Here is a 20,320-nt window from a genome sequence, read left to right on the forward strand (position 1 = left end):
TAAGACAAAGCTAAGGGAAAGCCTTCACTCGCCGGCCGCGGGCCGGGCCGAGGGCCGACCGCGCGGGCGGGTCCGGGCTGGGACCGGTCCCGCCCACACGGGGTCTAGCGGGTGCGGCGCAGGATCGCGACCGCGCGCGGCGCCAGCGGCGTGACGGTGCCGAGCAGCGGCTCGCCGTCGAGGCCGGGCAGCTCGACCGGCACGTCGGTGCGGTTGATCAGGAACCAGAAGTCCTCGCCCGCACCGGTACGGATGGCCAGCTCCACCTGGCCGCGGGCCTCCTCCGGCAGCGGGCTGGCGATGCCGGCCGACCGCAGCAGCTCGGCCAGCAGCGAGGTCAGTCCCTCCGGCCCGAGGCGGGTGGAGACGTAGGTGGCGGTGCCGGCCGGGTCGCCCGCGCCGGGCTCGCCGTCGGAGGAGCCGGCCGAGACGGTACGCCGGGTGATCGCCGCGCGGCCCGCGTGCTCGCCGGTCTTGTACCAGGCCAGCACGTCCACGTCCGGCGCGACCACGTCGATCCGGTCGGTCCACAGCGTGCCGTCCGTGCCGTTGTCCAGCGCGACGCTGTCACCCTCGAGCAGCGGGCCGAACTCCTCGATCCGGATGCCCAGCAGCTCGCGCAGCGCACCCGGGTATCCGCCCAGCCACACGTGGTCGTTCTCGTCCACGATGCCGGAGAAGTAGGTGGTGACCAGGTGGCCGCCGCCCGCGACGTACGCCTCCAGGCGCCGCGCCAGCTCGCCCGGCACCACGTGCAGGATCGGCGCGATCACCAGGTCGTACCCGGTCAGGTCGGCCGCGACCGGCACCACGTCGACCGGCACGCCGTTGGCCAGGAACGCGGTGTACCAGTCCAGCGCCTCCGCCCGGTAGCGCAGCTTCTCGGTCGGGTGCGAGTCCAGCTCGCTGGCCCACCAGGAGTCCCAGTCGAACAGGATGGCGGCGCGCGACGGCGCCTGGTCCGTACCCGCGACGGGTTGAATGGTCCTGAGGTCCTCGCCCAGCCGCGCGACCGCGCGGAAGACCGCGCTGTCCGTGCCGGCGTGCGGCAGCATCGCGGAGTGGTACTTCTCCGCGCCGCCCCTGGACTGGCGCCACTGGAAGAAGCAGACCGCGTCCGCGCCGTGCGCCACGTGGATCAGCGAGTCGCGGCCCAGCTCGCCGGGGCGCTTGGCGAGGTTGATCGGCTGCCAGTTGACCGCGCTCGTGGAGTGCTCCATCAGGAACCACGGCCGGCCGGCCGCGAGGTGGCCGGTCAGGTTCGCGGAGAAGGACAGCTCGTCCAGGCCCTGCGGCCCGGGCCAGAAGTAGTGGTCGTTGGAGACGAAGTCGACCTCGGAGGCCCAGTCCGCGTAGTTCATGCCCTTGGTCTCGCCCATCACCATGAAGTTGGTGGTGACCGGTACGTCCGGGGTGAGCTCGCGGAGGATCTCCCGCTCGGCGACCAGGTACTCCTTGAGCGCGTCCGAGCTGAAGCGCTTGAAGTCCAGCTGCTGCGTCGGGTTCGGGTAGCTGGCGGCCTGGCGCGGCGGCAGGATCTGGCCCCAGGCGCTGTACCGCTGCGACCAGAACGCGGTGGCCCAGGCGTCGTTGAGCGCCTCGATCGTGCCGTACCGGGCCTTGAGCCAGGTGCGGAACGCGCGCGCCGCGTCGTCCGAGAAGTCGTACACGTTGTGGCAGCCCAGCTCGTTGCTGACGTGCCAGGCGGTCAGCGCCGGGTGGTTCGCGTACCGGGTGGCCAGCTCGCGGACCAGCGTGAGCGCGTACTCCCGGAAGATCGGCGAGGTGGGACGCCAGTGCTGGCGGGCGCCCGGCCAGACCGTGTTGCCGGCGTTGTCCACCGGCAGGATCTCCGGGTGCGACGTGGTCAGCCACGGCGGCGGGGACGCGGTCGCGGTGGCCAGGTCGACCGCGATGCCGTTGGCGTGCAGCAGGTCCATCGCGTCGTCGAGCCAGGCCCAGTCGTACGTGCCCGCGTTCGGCTGGATGCGCGCCCAGGAGAAGATCGCCAGCGAGACGATGTTGACGCCCGCCTCCCGCATGGCGGCGACGTCCTCATCCCAGACCTCGCGCGGCCACTGGTCGGGGTTGTAGTCGGCGCCGAACGCCATCCGCGGCCCGGCCTCGGCGGAGGGCCAGCGCAGCCACCGGTGTTCCACGTGTGTTGCTCCCTTGTGGTGGGTGTGGTTCATGGCCGCGCCGGGCCCGTGGAGGACCCGGCGCGGGTGGCACGGAGCGGCCCTACTTGACGGTGAAGCCCTGCTCGTTGCCGTACTTGACGGACGCGTCCTGCCAGGCCTTGAGGCCGTCGGCCAGCTTGGTCGAGGAGATGTACGCCTGGCCCGCGGTGTCCTTGAAGATCGAGTTCGCGTAGACCTGGTACGGCAGGTACGACCAGCCGGGCACCACGTTCGCGGAGGACTGCGCGAAGATCTCGTTGATCTTCTGGCCGCCGAAGTACTCGAACTCCTTGGCCTGGAACTCCGGCGAGTTCAGGTCCGCGGTGGTGGCCGGGAACGCGCCGTTGTCGATGCGGGTCTTCACGCCCTCACCGGCGGTCAGGTAGTCCAGGAACCCGTAGGCGAGCGCCTTGCGGGTGGACGCCTCCATCACGGACATCGCGGAGCCGCCGTTCTCGGCGGTGGCGGTGCCGCCCTTCTCCCACTGCGGCATCGGCGCGACGCGCCACTTGCCGGACGCGTTCGGCGAGCCGGAGACCAGGTTGCTCGGCATCCAGGCGCCGACCACGAGCGTGGCCAGCGTGCCGTTGCCCAGCGCCTGGAACCACTCGTCGGTCCAGCCGGAGATGCTGGACAGCAGCTTCTCGTCGATCATCTTCTGCCACAGCGCGGTGTACTTCTGCGCGCCCGCGTCGGCGAAGTTGATGGTGATGTCGGTGCCGTTGACCGTGTACGGCTTGCCACCGGCCTGCCAGATCATCGACGTGGTGGTGCCGGCGTCGCCGCTGTCCGAGGCGATGTAGACCTTCGGGTCCGCCGCGTGCAGCTTCTTCGCGGCCTCGTAGTACTCGTCCCAGGTGGTCGGCACGGCGACGCCGTGCTTGTCGAAGACCTCCTTGTTGTAGTACAGCACCATCGGGCCGGAGTCGAGCGGCAGGCCGAAGACGCCGCCGTTGGCGGAGACCGCGTTCCACGGGCCGGGCGCGAACTTGTCCTTGTACGCGGAGGCGCCGAAGCCGGACAGATCCGCCACGTTCTTCGCCAGCGAGAACTGCGAGAGCGCGTAGTACTCGATGTGCGCCAGGTCCGGCACGCCCTTACCGGCCGAGAGCGCGTTCTGCAGCGCCACGTACTGGTCCTGGTTCGTACCCGCGTTGACGACGTTGATCTTGACCTTGGGGTACTTGGTCATGAACGCCTGTGCGGTCGGCGCGATCGTGGTGTCCCACGACCAGACGAGCAGTTCGCCGCCCTCCTCCAGCGCCTTGGTGACGTCGTCCGCGGAGACGGTCTCGCCACCGGTGCCGGAGTCGTCGCCGCCACCGCAGGCCGCCAGCACGGAGGCCACGCCGACGGCGCCGGCCAGGCGCAGCAGGTTGCGCCGAGAGGTGTACATCATTCGAGGTGTTCCTTCCGGAGAATGTTGTGGGTGCCCGAAAAGCTCATTCTTTGACGCTGCCGGCCGCCAGACCCGACTGCCAGTACCGCTGGAGCAGCAGGAACGCGGCGATCAGCGGGATGATCATCAACAGCGAACCGGTGATCACGAGGTGGAAGATGACCTCGCCGCCGTTCGTGGTCGCCTGCGCGTTCCACGCGTTCAGGCCGAGCGTCAGCGGGTACCAGTCGGGGTCCTTCAGCATGATCAGCGGAAGGAAGTAGTTGTTCCAGGTCGCGACCGTGGTGAACAGCAGGACCGTGACGATGCCGGGGGCCAGCAGCGGGAGCCCGACCTGGAAGAACGTGCGGAACTCGCCGGACCCGTCGACGCGCGCCGCCTCCAGCAGCTCGGTCGGGATCGCCTCGTTCGCGAACGTCCACATCAGGTACAGGCCGAACGGGGAGATCAGTGAGGGAATGATGATCGCCCAGGGGGTGTCGGTCAAGCCCATCTCGCTGAACATGAGGAACGTCGGCACCGCGAGCGCCGTGCCGGGCACCGCGACCGCGCCGATCACGACCGCGAACACCGCGCCCCGGCCCGGGAACCGGAACTTCGCCAGGCCGTAGCCGCCGAGGACGGCCAGGAACGTCGCGCCACCGGCCCCCACCACCACGTACAGCAGGGTGTTGACGAACCAGCGAACGAAGATCCCATCGTTGTACGTCAGGGTCTGCGCGATGTTCTGGAACAGCAGGAACTCGCCGTCCGCGAACCACAGGCCGAACGAGTCGGTCAGCCCCTCGCGGCTCTTGGTCGCGTTCACGATCAGCCAGAACAGCGGCACGACGCTGTAGAGCAGAATGACGCCGGTGGCGAGCGTGAGCGTGATGCTCTTGCGCGGCGTGGTGGTGTACCTCTTGACCCTCTTCACGGCCGGCTGGGTGGGCGGCGCCTGCTGAAGCGTCGTCATCGCTCAGCTCTCCTTCCGCATGCCGCGCAGCTGGATCACGTAGGCGACGAGCATGGTGACCAGGCCCATGATGATCGCGATGGTCGCCGAGTAGTTGTACTGCTGGCCGTTGAAGGACAGCGAGTACGCGTAGTAGTTCGGCGTGAAGAACGTGGTGATCGCGTTCGGCGCCAGCTTCTGCAGGATCGACGGCTCGGTGAACAGCTGGAAGCTGCCGATGATGGAGAAGATGGTGGCGATGACCAGCGCGCCCCGGATGGCCGGCAGCTTGATCGAGCGGATGATCCGGAACTGGCCGGCCCCGTCGATCTCCGCGGCCTCGTAGAGCGAGGAGGGGATGACCCGCAGCGCGGAGTAGAAGATCAGCATGTTGTAGCCGACGAATTCCCAGGTCACGATGTTGCCGATGCTGGCGAGGATCCAGTCCGGGCCCAACGGGGCGGGGATGGAGATCCCGAACGCCTCGTTGATGTTGCCGACCAGGCCGAACTGGTTGCCGTACATGAAGCCCCACATGATCGCGGCGACCACGGCTGGCACCGCGTACGGCAGGAAGATCGTGATGCGGAAGAAGCCGGCCGCGTGCAACCGGCCGCTGTCGATCGCCAGCGCGGCCAGCAGCGCGATGCCGAGCATGATGGGCACCTGGACGACCAGGAAGATCGCGACCCGGGCCAGGCCGTCCCAGAAGTTGGGGTCGGTCAGCGCCTGCTGATAGTTCTCCAGGCCGACGAACGAGGTGCCGCCGATGAGCCGGGTCTTGAACAGGCTGATGTAGATCGAGTATGCGATCGGAGCGAGGAAGACCAGCGCGAAGACCGCCATGAACGGCCCCACGAACTGCCACCCGGTCCACGATCGCCGACGGCGCGGCCTCGGAAGCGCCGCTTGCGCCGTAGTCATCCCATGTACCCCCTAGCAACACTGCTATGTTTGCGCAAACATACAGCTCAGTCGTGGGTGGCTCACCGGGGGTCAGAGGTTTCGATCCGATAACGAGCGTCACGGGAGTGCAATGTTTACGTAAACATCGTGCGGTGATAGTTTCACCACGTCTACGGCGCGTCAAGAGAAGGCGTGAAGGTTGTTCACCTCGGAGAATCCTGAGAGCACCACGCCCCGGCGGCGCAAACGAGGTGTCTCGATGGCCGACGTGGCCCGCCTGGCGGGCGTCTCGGCCCAGACCGTCTCGCGCGTCTCCACCGGGCACCCCGGCGTCATCGAGTCGACCCGCGCCCAGGTGCTGGCCGCCATGAAGGAACTCGGCTACCGCCCGAACAGCGCGGCCCGCGCGCTGAAACGCGGCGAGTTCCGCACCATCGGCGTCATCCTGTTCACGCTCGCCACCACCGGCAACAGCCGCACCGTCGAGGCGATCGCCGACCACGCCGCGCGCGAGGGCTACGCCATCACCATCATCCCGGTCGCGGCCCCCACCCAGGACGGCGTGCTCGGCGCCTTCACCCGCCTCGGCGAACTCGCGGTCGACGGCGCCATCGTCATCATGGAGGTCCACCTCCTCGACACCACCCGCATCACGCTCCCCCCGGGCGTCCAGGTCGTCGTGGTCGACTCCGACGCCGGCGACACGTACACCGTGGTCGACACCGACCAGGCCGACGGCGCCCGCGCCGCCGTCCGCCACCTCCTCTCCCTCGGCCACCACACGGTCCACCACGTCACCGGCCCCGCCTCCTCCTTCGCCAGCGAACGCCGCGCCGCCGCCTGGCGCTCCGTCCTCACCGACGCCGGCCGCCCCGTCCCACCCGCACTCACCGGCGACTGGTCCGCCGACTCCGGCTACGCGGCCGGCCTCCAACTCGCCGCCGACCCGTCATGCACCGCGGTCTTCGCCTCCAACGACCAGATGGCGCTGGGATTGCTGCGCGCCTTCCACGAGCGCGGGCTGGCGGTCCCGGGACGGATCAGCGTGGTCGGCTTCGACGACATCCCGGAATCACGCAACTTCCTCCCGCCACTGACCACGGTCCACCAGGACTTCGCGGAGATGGGCCGCCGGTGCGTCCAGATGGTCCTCCGCCAGATCCGCAACGAGGGCACCACCCCGGGCACGACGCTGGTTCCGACCCGCCTGGTGGAACGCTCCAGCACAGCACCGCCCCCTCCCCCTTCGTAGGCACCGGGCGCCGAGGGCGGCGGCACTAGCCGCTGGCCCCGGCCCGGGCACCAAGTACCAGCCCGGCGACGGGCCGGGCACCGGCATCGGCCACTGGCACCCGGCGCCGGGCACGGGCACCGCGTGCCGGGCACGGGCACCGCGCGCCGGGCACGGGCACCGCGCGCCGGGCACGGGCGCCGGGCACGGGCGCCGGATTCCTCAGCCGCCGAATTGCGAAGCCCGAAAGCACGAGAACCGCGGCGACGTGAAGGCCTGGCCGGGCCTGCCGGTCAAGATTCGCCCGGTACGACTTCGGCGTCGCAGTCTTTCCGCGGTCCACAGGCCGGTGGCCCACTTTGTGAGGCTCAGGCACGTTATTCGAGCGGAATAACGTGCCTGAGCCTCACATCGCCACAGTGGACGATCAACTCGCGTCCGCGATATGGCGAAATTTCGGGCGCGGAGCGCCCACCGTGCCCCTCGCACAGGCCTGAGGACCGCAACCGCCTGGCATCGCGGCGAATCGTCCGACCAGCGTGGAAAGCATGGTCGATCCGCATCGGCTTTATGACGAAATTTCGGACACGGAGTGCCCGAGACCGATGTGCGCGATGGCCCGTTAACACGGTGGCCCGGTAGGCGACGGCGCGGAGGCACTGCAGGGCGAAAGCACGGCGTCCGGCGGTGCGGCGGGAGGACGGCACCGCCGGACGACGGCGTGGCAGAGCGGGGCGAACCAGTCGGCGACAGCGTGGCAGGGCGACGCGGCAGAGCGGCACGACCGGCGACAACCCGACAAAGCGACGCGACAGAGCGACGCAGCCAGCGACGACGCGGCAGGGGGCGCGGGAAAGCGACGGCGGGGCGGGGACTGGGTTTGGATTTGGCGGGCCGGCGGCGGGACCGGCAGGGAGGAGCGCCAGCGACGACCGGTGCCCAATGCCACTTAGCTTATTTTGATCTTGGTGGTGGGTGGAAGCGGTACGTGGCGGGGCTGGGGTGGCGGGTGGAGGCGGGTTCGTGGCGTTGTTTGGGTCGGTACATGTTGCGGCGGCAGCGTTTGACGGCGCGGGGGCAGGTGCGGTGGCGGCGGGCGGGGTTGAGTGTGCGGGTGATCTGGGCCCAGATGCGGGGTAGTCGGGTGGTCCAGTCTTCAGGGGGAAATGGCCGCTGAGCCGGTGGCTGAGCGGCGCGCGAGGCGTAGTGCGCGGGTGAAGCTGATCCGGTCGGGGTCGATCGCGGCAGCGTCGGCGGCGCGGGTGATCAGCACGGTCATGGCGTGCTGGATTAGTAGCCAGGCCCAGATTTCCTGGTGGACGAGGTCGGGCAGTTTCGAGCGCAGGATCCGGCCGGGCCCGCGGAGGTGGGTTTTGAGCTGGTCGTTGGCGGTTTCGTGTTCCCAGCGCAGGTGGTATGCCTCGGCGAGTTCGTCCGGGCCGGCCTGGGCGGGGTCGATGATGGTGGTGGCCAGGGTGATCAGTTCGCTGGTGCCGTTACCACTACGGTCGGGTACGTCGTATGCGACGACTCGGGCGAGGTGGGCGGCGGGCAGGCCACGGTCGTTGATCGCGTCGTCGCAGGTGTCCAGGGTCCGGTCGGCCGCGGCGGCCAGGATCCGGTCCCGGCGGCCACCACGGATCGTCTTGTCCATCAACACGGTCAGATAGGTGCCGTCGGCCAAAACCTCGATCACCGGCAGCCGGATCCCGGCCTGGATCCGCCAGAGCAGGTCCGCGCCGGTCGCCTGCGCCCGGTCCCACGCCGCGAACGAGTAAAACGACCGGTCCGCGGTCAGTAGTTCCCCGCGGCGCAGCCGTGCATACAACGGCATGGCCAGGGTCTGTTCCCCGACCGCATACGCGCCGACCTCCGCCGCCAAAAACGCGTGCGTCCCGCACTCAGTCAACGCCACGACCCGGGCCTTCGGGAACGCCGACGGGCCACCACCGGTCCGGGAATACCCGAACTCGGCCGCGTTCTCCGTCGTGTCCGGCACGTCCACGTCGAACCCGTCGATGGCAAGGACCCGCCAGTCCCGCAACCACGCACCTGACGTGACCGCGGACGCGACCGGCCGGGCGACCCGCTCGAACACCTCCGCCAGCACATCCCGGCCCAGCCGCTTACGGGCCTGACTGATCCCACCGGCCGTCGGCGGCGACCACCCCGCGTCCCAGCACCCGAACCGATCCAACGCCCCGGTCACCTTCACCGCGACCTCGGCATAATCATCATCCGGGAACAGCCACAAACCCATCGTCAGATACGCCGTCACATGCGGCGGCAACTTCCCATCCGACCGCCTCGCCTGCACCCCACACTCCGCGACCGCGGCATCCACCACGTCCCGCGGCACCGCCGTGACCAGCACCCCGACCGACACCTGATCCGGCCGCACATCCACACCCGACACCACCACATCGAAGCAGACAAACCAGCCACACCACCCACCAGACCACCAAGATCAAAATAAGCTAAGTGGCATTGGACCGGTGCCCGCGGGAGCATGCGGACCCCGGCCACGCCGGAAGCGGGAAAGCACAGAGGCCTTAAGAGAACGAAACCGCCGTCCACGACACCGGCGGCAGCGTGATCGTCACCGTCCCGTCCTCCACGGTGGCCGACGGGTTGGCCCGCGTGCCCACCCGCTCCGGGTTCGCCAGGGTGTTCGCCGCGTGCATGTCGTCGTCCCAGATGCCCTCCGCGCGCACCGCGGTCACTGCGAGGCCGCGCACGGAGATGGTCACCGTCGTCGGTTCGGTCAGGTGGCGGTTCTGCAGGAAGACCGCCAGTGAGCCGGCCTCGTCGAATGTCGCGGCGGCCGCGATGACCGGGACGTCGCCGTGGGCGGGGGTGGGTACGGTGTCCGCGTCCAGCTGCACCCGCAGGGCCGAGCCGCGTGCGAGGCGGGAGGTCAGGGAGAACGGGAAGAAGGTGGTCTGGCGCCAGGCGGGGCCGCCGGGTTCGGTCATGATGGGGCCGATGACGTTGACCAGCTGGGCGAGGCTGGCCGACGTGACCCGGTCGGCGTGGTTGAGCAGGGAGATGAGCAGGCCGCCGACCGTGACGGCGTCGGCGACGGAGTAGACGTCCTCCAGCAGGCGGGGGGCGATCGGCCAGTGGTCGGCCGGGAACGTGTCCTCGACGGCGTTCCAGCGGGAGGCGTACCAGACGTTCCACTCGTCGAAGGAGATGTCGATGCGCTTGTCGGCGCGTTTGACGGCGCGCACGTGGTCGGCGGTGGCCACGACCGCGTCGATGAACGCGTCCATGTCGACGCCGGAGGCGAGGAAGCTGGCGTAGTCGCCGTCGCGGGGTTCGTAGTAGGCGTGGCAGGAGATGTAGTCGACCTCGTCGTAGGCGTGCTCCAGCACCACGCGCTCCCACGTGCCGAACGTGGGCATGCCGCGGGACGAGGAGCCGCAGACCACGAGTTCGAGGTCGCGGTCGAGCTGGCGCATCGCGTTCGCGGTCATCGCGGCGAGTTTGCCGTAGTCCTCGGCGTCGCGGCGGCCGAGCTGCCAGGGGCCGTCCATCTCGTTGCCGAGGCACCACATGCGTACGCCGAACGGCTCGGCCCGGCCGTTGGCGGCGCGCTGTGCGGCGCGTGCGGTGCCGGTGGGGACGTTCGCGTACTCGAGGAGCGCGAGCGCCTCGGGCACGCCGCGGGTGCCGAGGTTGACGGCCAGCATGAGTTCCGAGCCGACCAGGTCCAGCCAGGTCTGGAACTCGTGCAGCCCGACCTGGTTGGTCTCGGTGGAGTGCCAGGCGAGGTCGAGCCGGCGGGGGCGGTCCGCGGCCGGGCCGACGCCGTCCTCCCACTGGTAGCCGGAGACGAAGTTGCCGCCGGGGTAGCGGATGGCGGAGACGCCCAGCTGCTTGACCAGCTCGACCACGTCGCGGCGGAACCCGTCGGGGCCCGCGGTGGGGTGGCCGGGCTCGTGGATTCCGTCGTAGATGTGCCGGCCGAGGTGCTCGACGAAGCCGCCGAACAGCCGCCGCCGCACGGCGCCGATGGTGAACGCGGGGTCGAGGGTGAGGCGCGCGCGGGCCATGCGACGGGCTCCTTGAACTGGTCCTACGTGTCGATCTTGAGCTTAACGACGCCGTGGGTCCAGCGGCGCAGCAGCCACTCCGCGGGTCCGTACCGGAACCGGCGCAGCCACCACGCGCTGGCGGCGGCCTGGCCCGCGAAGATCGCCACGGCGATGAGCAGCACCGGCGCGGGTGGCGTGTGCCCGGCCAGGCCGAGGCCCGCGCCCGTGAAGATGAGCACGCAGAGCAGCGACTGGCCGAGGTAGTTGGTCAGCGCCATCCGGCCGGCCGGGGCGAGCGCGGCGCCGAGCGGGCGGTGCCGGTGGATCAGCCGCAGCAGCGTGGCGGCGTAGGCGGCGGCCAGCAGCGGCGCGGTGACGATGCTGACCAGCAGGCTGGTCAGGTTCGCGGTGCCGCCGGTGACGAACACGATGGCGCCGGCCAGGCCGATCGGATAGCCGACGATCTCCGCCCTCAACAGCATCGGACGGTACGGGTCGAGGTGCGCCAGCAGGCGGTGCTTCCCGGCGGCGAGGCCGGCCAGGAACGCGGCGAGTGCGAGCGGGCCCTGCACGACGAGGCTGCCCGCCATCGACGGCAGTGCCCGCAGGTGCTCGCGCACCACCTCGGCGTACCCGCCCCGGAGGGCCTCGGTCGATCGCGCGCCGGCCTGGACCGCGGCGGCGTGGTCCGGCACCAGCGTGACGCCCTGGACCGCGGCGAGCGCGACGCCGAACGCGATCACACCGACGATCGTCCCGGCCGCGATCAACGCGGTGCGCGGCCGGATGTCCCGGACCCCGAACAGGATCAGGCCCATCAGCGCGTACGTGGTGAGGATGTCCCCCTGGAACAGCAGCACCGCGTGCAGCGCGCCGAGCACGAACAGGCCCGCGAGCCGGCGCAGGAACGCGGCCCGGAAGTCGGTGCCGCGCCGCGCGGCGGAGTCGAGTTGGAGCGTGAAGCTGTAGCCGAACAGGAACGCGAACAGCAGGTACGCCTTCATCGCGAACAGCAGTTCCACCGCGCCGCTCACCAGCCGGTCCAGCGTGCCGTGCGCCGGGTCGTGCACCAGGTGGAACGGGTACCCGGACGCGAAGAACGCGATGTTCACCAGCAGGATCAGCCCGAGTGCCGCGCCGCGCAGCGCGTCGACGTCGGCGATCCGCGCGCCGGCCTTCTCATCGACCATCGTCATGCGACAGACGCTAGGGTGCCGGTGGGTGCCGTCCCATCCGGCGGGCCCGAGGGCGTGCGCGGGGGCCAGCCCTACCCCCGCGCGCGCCGGTGGGCTCAGCCGTTGACGGTCAGGCTGGTCTTCGCCAGCTCGTAGGCGGGCAGCATCGCCTGGTGCTCCTCCGGGTCGAACGCATCCAGCGACACCGCGAGCACGCCCGCGCCGGCGGCCAGCGCGAACGCGCGCTCCGGCTCCAGCGAGTCGTCGAGCTGGCTCTTGGCCTGGTAGACCACCTCGAGGCCGGGCTTGCCGCCGACCTGCACGTCGGTGAACGCCGGCGTCTGCGCCTCCTCGCCGATGAACGCGGTGAGCGCGGTGCGCAGGTCGCCGGCCGGTCCGCTGTAGACGCGGATGAAGCCGAGCTGGCCGGCGGGCTTGGCGTCGATCTCGCAGATCGGCGACATCGTGCCGCGGTTGAAGATCTCGGCCAGCTCCGGGTCGGCCGCGGAGGTGTCCACCGCCTTCGGCTTCCACGACTCGGCGATGCCGAACGACACCGGCATCGCGCAGCCGCTGTCCGCGGCGCCGACCCGGGCCGCCTCCGGGGCTCCGGCCGGGGCGGGCGCGGCGGCCGAGGTGGGTGCGGTGGAGGCGTTCGGGGCGGCGGCCGGCTGCTCCGCCTCCGGGCTCTGGCAGGCGGCGGCGAGCATCAGGGTGGCGAGGGCGAGCGCGCGGCGCGCGTGGGGTGCGGTTCTCACGAGTCCGGGAGTCTACAAATGACCTCGGAGTCCGCTGGGAGGCCCCGGAATCGAATCTACGTGGTTACCAGCGACGAGCCGGCCGGCGACCACGACCGGCGCCGCACGCTGCTGCGGGACAGCGTGGCGCGCGCGGTCGCGCCGTGACCGGTCACTCCGGCTCAGCGGTCAGCGTCAACAGGTTCGCCCGGACCTTCTCCAGCAGGTCGACCAGCACGGCCCGCTGATCCGCAGCCATGCCGGCCGTGGCGGTCTCGGCCAGCGTGCGCCAGGCCGCCTCGATCTCCGCGATGCCGGCCCGCCCCTTGCCGGTCAGCTCGATCCGGGTGGCGCGCCGGTCGCCCGGCACCGGCCGGCGGACGAACCAGCCGCCGCTCTCCAGCCGGCTGAGGCTGCGCGTCACGGTCGGCTGCTCCACGCCGAGCCGGGCCGCGATCTCGGAGACCGTCATCCCGCCGGGCTCCTGGCCCAGCATCCACAGCAGGACGTCCTGGCCCGGGTGCAGCGCGAGACGGCTCAGGACGTCGGCCTGCGCACTCCGGTACAGCTTGGCGACCTTGACCAGAGCCTTGTTGGTGGCCAGTACGTCCGCGAGTTCCACCCCGGCAGTTTACGGGTTGACGTACCGCCGCCCCCTGATTCATAGTCGGCTAACCTATAGCCGACTATGGAGTTGAGATGGAAACGGGTCTGTCCGGCAGGGTCGCGCTCGTCACCGGCGCGTCCGGCGCCATCGGCCGCGCCACCGCACTGCAACTGGCCGCGGAGGGAGCCGCCGTCGCGGTGTCCTGGCGCACCGACCACGACGCGATCACGGACGTGGTCGACACGATCACGCGCGCGGGCGGACGCGCCCACCCGGTGCGGCTCGACCACGGCGACCCCGACGGCGCGCGCGGCGTGCTGGAGGAGGTCGCCGCGGCGCTCGGGCCGGTGACCGTGCTGGTCGCGAACGCCGTGCAGTGGCCGTCCTTCGACGCGGACGAGATCGGCGGCCTCCGCACGGCGCTGGCGGTCAACACGGTCGGCCCGGCCGCGCTGATCGACGCGGCGCTGCCGGCCATGCGCGCGGCCGCCTGGGGCCGCATCGTCGCCGTCTCGACCGACGTGGTGGAGCAGCCCATGGCCGGCCCGATCGCGTACGTGACGGCCAAGGGCGCGCTGGAGGCGGCCGCGCGCGTGCTCGCGGTCCGGGAGGCGCGCCACGGCATCCTCACCAACGTGGTGCGCCCCGGCTTCACGCTCACCGCACGCGCGCTGTCCGCCCCGTTCCTCGGCCCGGAGGCGGTCCGGTCGGAGTCCGTCAAGACCCCGACCGGCCGCATCTGTGCGCCCGAGGACGTCGCCACCGCCATCACATACCTGGCCTCCGCCGCCAACGGCCACATCAACGGCCAGACCCTCTCCCTCGCCGGCGGGCGCGAACTCGTCCGCTGACCCTCCACGAACGACGCTCGAACGGGGTCTTGCGGCCACGGATCGGACAGGGAGGCCGGCCACGGCCGACCGGTGCCCGCGGGAGCGTGCGGAACCCGGCCCGCCGGAAGCGGGAAATGAAGAGGGTTTCATCGGGTCGAGGGGCGGACGGGTGCGGGCGCCGGGAGGGTCAGCCGAACAGGGCGGCCTGGATGTCGGCGTAGAACAGGGCGGGGTCGCGGGAGAGGGAGGCCTTGACGTTGGCGGTCGGGGCGTCGGCGATCACCTCGAGCGCGCCCGCCTCCAGGCCGTCCAGGGCCATGGCGACGACCTCGTGCGGCGGGAGTTTGGGGATGTCGTAGGCGGCCATCATGTCGGTGTCCGCGATGGCCAGGGCCAGCGCGGTGACCTGGGTCTTCTGGTCGGCCAGCTCCATCCGGACGCCGTTGGTGAGGGACCACTCCGCGGCCTTGGAGGCGGCGTAGCCGTTGCTGGCGGGCGCGAAGGTGTACCAGCTCAGCGCGGAGATGACGTTGAGGATGGCGCCGCCGGCCAGCCGGGGGGCGAACGCGCGGGTGACGGCGAGCGTGCCCCAGAAGTTGGTGTCGAACTCGCGGTGGATGTTCTCGGTGGACGGGCCGAGCAGCGGCGCGTTCGTGGAGATGCCGGCGTTGTTGATCAGGATGTTCAGGTCGCCGACCTCGGCCGCGGCGGCCTCGATGGACGCCGGGTCGGTGATGTCCAGCCGGAGCGGTACGGCGCCCGGGACGTCGATGAGGTCGGGGCGGCGGGCGGTGGCGTACACGGTGGTGGCGCCGCGGGCCAGGAGAGCCTCGGCGAAGGCCTTGCCGAGACCGCGGTTGGCGCCGGTCACGAGTGCTGTTGAGCCGTTGATCTGCATGACGGCAACGCTAGGACCTCACGTTGACGTCAGAGGCAAGTGTTGCGAGGTGCGTCACCTCGCGGGTCGGGGCGGGAGCGTGAGGTCCAGGCGGGTGTCCGCGGCCGGGACCACGTAGACCGGGCCGGCGCCGGGGCGCCAGGAGGCCGGGAGCAGGAGGAGGACGTCGTCGCGCTGGGCGAGCAGGCGAAGGTTCCAGTAGCGGATGCGGTAGCGGCCGGCCAGCGGGCCGAGGTCCTGGGACTCGATCCCGTCGCCGGCGATGGCGAGGCGCTCGGCGGCGTAGAGCACGACCCGCGGGCGGCCGTCGAGGTTCGCGGCCAGGTAGCGGGCGTAGTCGCGGCCGATCCGCTGCGCGTAGAGGCCGGTGGCCCAGAGCAGCGCGGTGACGGCGAGCACGGCCAGGGTCAGGCTGCGCAGGCGGGCCGGGATCGCGGCCTCCTCGGGCTGCGCGGGCCGGCCGTGCAGTGCGTGACCGTAGGCCAGCAGGCCGACCGACCCGGCCAGGATCAGCGGCAGCGCGATGCCGAGCGGCTGGCCGATCCGGCCACGGTCCAGCAGCCCGGCGGCGGAGAGCGCGCATCCGGCCATTCCGGCGGTACGGCACACCCGGGCGCCGCGGCGGATCCAGCGGGTACGCCGGGGCGTGGCGGTGCCGCGCAGCACCGGCACGACGATCCGACGGTGCAGCGTGAGCGCGGGCAGCGCGGCCAGGCCCACCGCGATCAGCGGCTGGAACGCCGCGTTCACGCTGTGGATCAGGTAGTCCGCGACGGAGAAGCCGAGCGCGGACGCGTCCACGCCGAAGTAGTCGAACGTGGCCCGCAGCCGGATCGTGCCGAAGTAGTAGAGGACCGCGCTGATCAGCGCGGTCTGGGTGGCGACCGTGCCGGCCACCCGCCACATCGCGCTGCCCCACAGCGCGCCGGCCCGGACGCTCTCGCCGGTCTCCGCCACCGGGCCGGGTCGCTCCGGCGCGTCCGGGCCGGCGGGCTGCGCGGGCACCACCGGCACCACGGGCACCACGGGTTCAGGCATCCAGGTCGGTCTCCCCCGGCGTCCCCGTGCGCTCCGCGGGCGTGCCCGGATCCGCCGGCGCGTGCTCCAGGACGACCGGGGGCGCGTCGTCGCCCGGCGCCGGGAGCGGCGGTTCGGCCACGCCCCAGCCGGAGAACGGCGCCTCCGGCATCAGCTCCGGCGACACCGGCTCGGCGTCGTCCTCGGCCGTGACCGGCACGGTGTCGCGGGTGACCCGGTCCGCCGCACCGGACGATTGCGGCGCGTCCCGCGTGCCCGCCGACGACGGACGGTGCCGGTCGGGCCGGCCCGCTCGGCCGGGCTCCGGGGGCTGAGCGGCCGGTTCGGCGGCGCGCCTGGACCCGCCCGCGGGCGGATGACCGGCCGGGGCGCACATCGACGGCAGCGGGTCGCCGGAGAGCGGCGCGCAGTGGGCAGGCGCGGGCGGCTCGGCCCCGCTCGTGTCGGCCGGGCCGTGCGACGCACAGCCCACGCAGGCCCAGAGGCCGATACTGATCAGGAAGAGCACGCCCGTGCGGGAGGTCGCCACGGGTCGAGTGTGCGGCACCGCGCGACGTTTCGGCAGGTCAGAGGCGATAAAAAGCGGACAATCGCACCTGTGGGTGACGGGCGCGCCGGTCTACGCTCGGGGTGTGCGACGAGTGCTTCTGCCGTGGGCGTGCGGGCTGCTGCTGCTCGCCGGGTGCGCCGCGCCGCGTCCGCCCGGGCCGACGGTCGCCCAGGTGCTCGCGGACATCCGGGCGAGTGCGGAGCTGCTGCGCACCGGGTCGTACCGGGCCACGTTCGACGTGCGCATCCCTGATCAGACCGTGCGCTGGACCGGGGTGCTGCGCACGCTCGGCGGCACCGGCGCGATCTGGTCGGTGGACGGCACCGTCAGCGACGACGGCCGGATCATCGACGCGCTCAGCGTCGTCGACGCGGGCGGCGTCCGCTACCTGGACTCGATGACCAAGACCTTCCACGGGTACGAGTGGGGCGCGCTGAGCGGGAGCGACCGGCTCACCTACTACTGGCGCGGCGGCGCGCCCCGGCCGCTGCCGGACGTCGACCCCTACCTGTGGTGCGACCTGACCGGCGCGCGCGTCGCGGTCACCGCGCGCACGCTGGACGGCGGCACGCGGTACCGGCTCACCGGCTGGACGCCCGGCCCGGCCCTGGCGTACGCGCTGGGCCGCGCCGGCCTGGCGCCGGGCGCGCCGGGCACCGTGCTGGACCTGACGCTGGCCGCGGACGGCCGGCCGGCCCGGCTGGACGCGACGACCGCCGGGACGACGGTCACCCTGGTGGTGACCGGCACCGGCATCCGCGAGCGGATCAAGGTGCCGGAGCGCGGCCAGTTCACCTCCATGCACTACTGGTTCTGACAGGCCAGCAGATAGTCGCGGGTGCGGGCGGCAACCGCGGCCGCGTCCTCGGTGCCGGGCGGCGGCTCGTGGGCCACCACCACGAACGCGTCCTGGCCGCGCTCGCGCATCGCGTCCAGCACCGGCGGCAGCGCGGGCAGGCCGTGCGGCGGCTCGCAGCACGCGCCCAGCGCGACCGCCTGGCCGTACGCCAGCGACTCCCGCTGCGCGCGGATCGCCAGCCGCGGATCGATCTGCTTGACGTGCACCAGCCCGACGCGGTCCGGGTGCTCCGCGATCAGCGCGGCCGGATCGCCGCCCGCGTAGGCGACGTGGCCGGTGTCCAGGCAGAGCGACACGTACGCGGGGTCGGTCTCGGCCAGGAACCGCCCGATCTGTGCGACGGTCTCCAGGTGGGTGTCCGCGTGCGGCTGGACCGACAGCGTCAGCCCGTACTCCCCCAGCGCGTGCTTGCCGAGCTCGTTCGCGGTCCGGACCAGCACCTTCCAGCCGTCGTCGTCGAGCTTGTCCGACTCGGCCCAGGCGCCTGTGAACTCGTCCCGGTAGCCGGGGACCGGCACGAACACCAGGTCACGCGCGCCGGTCCCGGCGGCCAGTTCGGCCGCGCGCCGGGTGCGGGCCAGCATGTCACCGAACTCGCCGGCCCGGTGCAGTCCGCCGCAGCCGTGCACGGTGCCGGCGCAGACGCGCAGGCCACGGCGGGCCAGCTCGTCGTTGAGGCGGGACGGGTCGGTCGGCAGGTAGCCGTACGGGCCGAGTTCGAGCCAGCCGTACCCGGCCCCGGCCAGCTCGTCCAGGAATCGCCGCCACGGCGGGCGCGGTCCCGCGCCGGCCCACCGCACTCCCCACGATGCTGGACAATTCCCCAGAATCAGGTTGACCACGACGCACCTCCCGATGACCCGGCCTCATCGCACAGAGCCATCTCGATGCAATAGCGCCAGACACGGTACGTCAAGAGTCAGTTACTTTGTGCGCACAAGCGCATGGCCACCGATCAGAGCAGGTTCTGCTGCATGGCCTGCGCGTTCAGCTGGGTGGCCAGGCGCGCGGCGGCGGCGCGGGCCTCGATGTGCAGGCGCGCCACGTTCAGGCCGTCGTCGCCGAGCACGGCCAGCAGCGCCATCTCGCCGATCGCGTAGACGGCGAAGTAGCCACCCTGGCTGCGCACCGTGCACTCGCTGAAGCCGCCCTGGTTGAGCGCGGCGCCGCAGGTGCGGCCGATGCCGTACGCGGCGGCGGCCAGCGCGGCAAGGTCGTGCGGCTCGGCCTGGGTCAGCAGGTCGTGCAGCACCAGCAGCCCGTCCACGCCGGAGATGATGCTGCCCCGCACGCCGCTCACCTGGGTGCGCAGCGAGGCGAGCTCGGTCCGGGCGGCGTGGTACGGATCGTGTGGTGCGGTCATGGTCGTCACGGTCTCTCTCCGGGCGGCAGGTGGGCGTCGTTCGGGGGGCTGCGTGGTCACAGGTTGCGCAGGGCGGCCATGATCCGGCCCAGGGTCGGCGAGTCGTCGGTGAACGGCCGGTTCAGGAGACTGAGCAGCGACGGCGTCTCTCCGTCCGCGAGCCGCACCGGCGGCTCCGGTCCCGGGTCGGGCTCCGGCGACTCCCGGGCGGTGCGGCGCGGCAGCAGCGTGTCGGCAGAATCGAGGGTAGCCCCGGAAAGCGCACCAATGGGGTCGGACGTGGGCATCATCTCCCCAGGCCAGGCCATGTCCGGCGCGATCTCCACGGCCCCGTCCGGCGGCGGGACGTACGGCCGCGGGACGTACGGCGGCGGCTCACCGGCCGGGAAGCCGACACCGTCCGGCACGTCACCCGGCGAGGCCGCATCCGGCTCCCGGTGACCGGCGGCGAATCCGGCCCCCGACTCGGTCCCGGCCGGAGCGGGCGGCGGAACCGCGTCCTCGAACGGAGAGATCACCTCGGCGGCCGGCGGCACCGGGTGAACCGGCGTCGCGCCGATCGCCGGCGGTCCGTCGCGGTAGACCGCCGCCGCGCGGCGGAACTCGTGGCGGGCCATCGCCAGGTTCGCGCCGGACCGCCGCAACGTCAGGTGCACGACCTCCGCGCCCCGCCCCGGCCGCTCCACCAGGCGCAGCACGTGGAAGAACTCACCGCTGGTCAGCAGCAGGTCGTCGACGTCGCCGCCGGCCGTGAGGCGAAGCAGTTCCCGGGCGGCCTGGACCATGACGACCGCGACCGTGGCCGTACCGTCGGTCGGCTCTTCGGGGCCGCCGGGCGTGGACGTCCAGGTCGGCGCGCTCGCGCCCTCCGCGACCAGCGCCACCCGCCGCGCGCCCGGTATCCGCAGCGCCTCGGCGAGCGCGCGTATCGGGCGGTCGCCGGCCTCCCCCGTCATCGCCATCGCCGTCCCGCGTCCGTTGAACACTGTGTCCTCGCCGTGACCGGCACGTCAGTCCCCCGCGTGCGGCCGAGCGCACAGTCGATGACCGAGGCCCGCGTACCGCCGCGCACCCCGGGGTGGTGAAAGAGAGTCGCCCGTGCCGGCCGGCCGTCGCGGCCGGCCGGGACCGGGTCAGACGGGGACGAAGCCGGTGTCCACCTGCTTCATCACCATGCGGGCCTGGGCGAAGAGCATGCCGATGTTCACCTGGCGGCGGCAGACCACCACCGCGACCAGGTCCTGGTTCGACGCGCTGCGCATGAACAGGTGCACCAGGTTGTCGCTGTTGATCAGGATTTCCTGGAAGTAGTGACGGTCGGACCGCACGCCGCGCTGCGTCTTCCAGACGTCCTCGATCATCGTGACGTTGCGGCCCTGGAACAGGTCGAACGTCGCCGCCGCGAGGAGGTCCAGGATCTCCGGCGGGTGGTCGTCGAGCGTGTCCGCGACCAGGAGCATGCCGGTCGACATGTCGACCCAGCCGGAGGCGATGCACTCGGGCACCTGGTGCCGGAAGTCCCGTACCGTGTCGGTGACGATCTGGGACAGGCTTCGTTCTGCCACTGCGT

General features: G+C 71.7%; 20 protein-coding genes. 4 read left to right on the forward strand and 16 right to left on the reverse strand.

Features of this window, described 5'->3' with window-relative positions; genetic code table 11:
* Positions 1 to 104: 104 nt before the first annotated feature.
* The 4 genes from J2S41_RS14940 to J2S41_RS14955 form a co-directional block, all read right to left on the reverse strand.
* On the reverse strand, positions 105 to 2,159 hold the full coding sequence (locus J2S41_RS14940) for a beta-galactosidase (RefSeq protein WP_310368183.1): 2,055 nt from the start codon (positions 2,157 to 2,159) through the stop codon (positions 105 to 107).
* A gap of 82 nt (positions 2,160 to 2,241) precedes the next feature.
* Positions 2,242 to 3,579: an ABC transporter substrate-binding protein gene (locus J2S41_RS14945; RefSeq protein WP_310368185.1), complete on the reverse strand. Its 1,338-nt coding sequence runs from the start codon at positions 3,577 to 3,579 to the stop codon at positions 2,242 to 2,244.
* Positions 3,580 to 3,622: 43 nt separating this feature from the next.
* Positions 3,623 to 4,534 (reverse strand): carbohydrate ABC transporter permease, encoded by a 912-nt coding sequence (locus J2S41_RS14950; RefSeq protein ID WP_310368186.1) that lies wholly within the window; start codon positions 4,532 to 4,534, stop codon positions 3,623 to 3,625.
* A gap of 3 nt (positions 4,535 to 4,537) precedes the next feature.
* On the reverse strand, positions 4,538 to 5,371 hold the full coding sequence (locus J2S41_RS14955) for a carbohydrate ABC transporter permease (RefSeq protein ID WP_310368187.1): 834 nt from the start codon (positions 5,369 to 5,371) through the stop codon (positions 4,538 to 4,540).
* Positions 5,372 to 5,678: 307 nt separating this feature from the next.
* Here J2S41_RS14955 and J2S41_RS14960 point away from each other — a divergent pair, with 307 nt between their 5' ends.
* Entirely contained in the window at positions 5,679 to 6,671 is a 993-nt protein-coding gene (locus tag J2S41_RS14960; protein ID WP_310368188.1) for a LacI family DNA-binding transcriptional regulator, read from the forward strand.
* A 1,135-nt stretch (positions 6,672 to 7,806) separates the two neighbouring features.
* Here J2S41_RS14960 and J2S41_RS14965 read toward each other — a convergent pair.
* From J2S41_RS14965 to J2S41_RS14980, 4 genes are all read right to left on the reverse strand, one after another.
* Positions 7,807 to 9,057, reverse strand: a complete 1,251-nt coding sequence (locus J2S41_RS14965; protein ID WP_310368189.1) for an IS4 family transposase — start codon at positions 9,055 to 9,057, stop codon at positions 7,807 to 7,809.
* Positions 9,058 to 9,202: 145 nt separating this feature from the next.
* Entirely contained in the window at positions 9,203 to 10,708 is a 1,506-nt protein-coding gene (gene arfA, locus J2S41_RS14970; protein WP_310368190.1) for an arabinosylfuranosidase ArfA, read from the reverse strand.
* A 23-nt stretch (positions 10,709 to 10,731) separates the two neighbouring features.
* On the reverse strand, positions 10,732 to 11,886 hold the full coding sequence (locus J2S41_RS14975) for a DUF418 domain-containing protein (protein WP_310368191.1): 1,155 nt from the start codon (positions 11,884 to 11,886) through the stop codon (positions 10,732 to 10,734).
* Positions 11,887 to 11,981: 95 nt separating this feature from the next.
* Positions 11,982 to 12,623 (reverse strand): lipoprotein, encoded by a 642-nt coding sequence (locus J2S41_RS14980; protein WP_310368192.1) that lies wholly within the window; start codon positions 12,621 to 12,623, stop codon positions 11,982 to 11,984.
* Positions 12,624 to 12,641: 18 nt separating this feature from the next.
* Between J2S41_RS14980 and J2S41_RS14985 the strand changes: the two genes are divergently transcribed.
* Positions 12,642 to 12,770 (forward strand): hypothetical protein, encoded by a 129-nt coding sequence (locus J2S41_RS14985; RefSeq protein WP_310368193.1) that lies wholly within the window; start codon positions 12,642 to 12,644, stop codon positions 12,768 to 12,770.
* A gap of 4 nt (positions 12,771 to 12,774) precedes the next feature.
* Here J2S41_RS14985 and J2S41_RS14990 read toward each other — a convergent pair whose 3' ends face one another.
* Entirely contained in the window at positions 12,775 to 13,224 is a 450-nt protein-coding gene (locus tag J2S41_RS14990; RefSeq protein WP_310368194.1) for a MarR family winged helix-turn-helix transcriptional regulator, read from the reverse strand.
* 77 nt (positions 13,225 to 13,301) lie between these two features.
* Here J2S41_RS14990 and J2S41_RS14995 point away from each other — a divergent pair, with 77 nt between their 5' ends.
* Positions 13,302 to 14,060, forward strand: coding sequence for an SDR family NAD(P)-dependent oxidoreductase (locus J2S41_RS14995; RefSeq protein WP_310368195.1), 759 nt, complete (start codon positions 13,302 to 13,304; stop codon positions 14,058 to 14,060).
* Positions 14,061 to 14,229: 169 nt separating this feature from the next.
* Here the strand turns inward: J2S41_RS14995 and J2S41_RS15000 are convergent, their stop codons facing one another.
* The 3 genes from J2S41_RS15000 to J2S41_RS15010 are packed head-to-tail and all read right to left on the reverse strand — an operon-like array spanning position 14,230 to position 16,507.
* Positions 14,230 to 14,940 (reverse strand): SDR family oxidoreductase, encoded by a 711-nt coding sequence (locus J2S41_RS15000; protein WP_310368196.1) that lies wholly within the window; start codon positions 14,938 to 14,940, stop codon positions 14,230 to 14,232.
* Between the two features lie 54 nt (positions 14,941 to 14,994).
* Positions 14,995 to 15,978 (reverse strand): hypothetical protein, encoded by a 984-nt coding sequence (locus tag J2S41_RS15005; RefSeq protein ID WP_310368197.1) that lies wholly within the window; start codon positions 15,976 to 15,978, stop codon positions 14,995 to 14,997.
* Complete coding sequence (locus J2S41_RS15010; RefSeq protein ID WP_310368199.1) at positions 15,971 to 16,507, reverse strand: hypothetical protein; 537 nt, start codon at positions 16,505 to 16,507, stop codon at positions 15,971 to 15,973. The genes J2S41_RS15005 and J2S41_RS15010 overlap by 8 nt, the downstream gene beginning before the upstream one ends.
* A gap of 103 nt (positions 16,508 to 16,610) precedes the next feature.
* On the opposite strand from J2S41_RS15010, the gene J2S41_RS15015 reads away from it, so the two are divergent.
* Positions 16,611 to 17,345, forward strand: a complete 735-nt coding sequence (locus J2S41_RS15015) for a hypothetical protein (protein WP_310368200.1) — start codon at positions 16,611 to 16,613, stop codon at positions 17,343 to 17,345.
* On the opposite strand, the gene J2S41_RS15020 is transcribed toward J2S41_RS15015, so the two are convergent.
* The 4 genes from J2S41_RS15020 to J2S41_RS15035 form a co-directional block, all read right to left on the reverse strand.
* Positions 17,333 to 18,229 (reverse strand): sugar phosphate isomerase/epimerase family protein, encoded by an 897-nt coding sequence (locus tag J2S41_RS15020; RefSeq protein ID WP_310368202.1) that lies wholly within the window; start codon positions 18,227 to 18,229, stop codon positions 17,333 to 17,335. The genes J2S41_RS15015 and J2S41_RS15020 overlap by 13 nt on opposite strands.
* Positions 18,230 to 18,342: 113 nt before the next feature.
* The gene (locus tag J2S41_RS15025) at positions 18,343 to 18,750 is read right to left on the reverse strand and encodes a roadblock/LC7 domain-containing protein (protein WP_310368204.1); all 408 of its coding nucleotides are present in this window, start codon (positions 18,748 to 18,750) and stop codon (positions 18,343 to 18,345) included.
* A 56-nt stretch (positions 18,751 to 18,806) separates the two neighbouring features.
* Positions 18,807 to 19,712 (reverse strand): hypothetical protein, encoded by a 906-nt coding sequence (locus tag J2S41_RS15030; protein ID WP_310368205.1) that lies wholly within the window; start codon positions 19,710 to 19,712, stop codon positions 18,807 to 18,809.
* A 171-nt stretch (positions 19,713 to 19,883) separates the two neighbouring features.
* Positions 19,884 to 20,315: a hypothetical protein gene (locus J2S41_RS15035; RefSeq protein WP_310368206.1), complete on the reverse strand. Its 432-nt coding sequence runs from the start codon at positions 20,313 to 20,315 to the stop codon at positions 19,884 to 19,886.
* Positions 20,316 to 20,320: the final 5 nt, after the last annotated feature.

This window comes from Catenuloplanes atrovinosus (assembly GCF_031458235.1).
GTDB classification, from domain to species: Bacteria; Actinomycetota; Actinomycetes; order Mycobacteriales; family Micromonosporaceae; genus Catenuloplanes; species Catenuloplanes atrovinosus.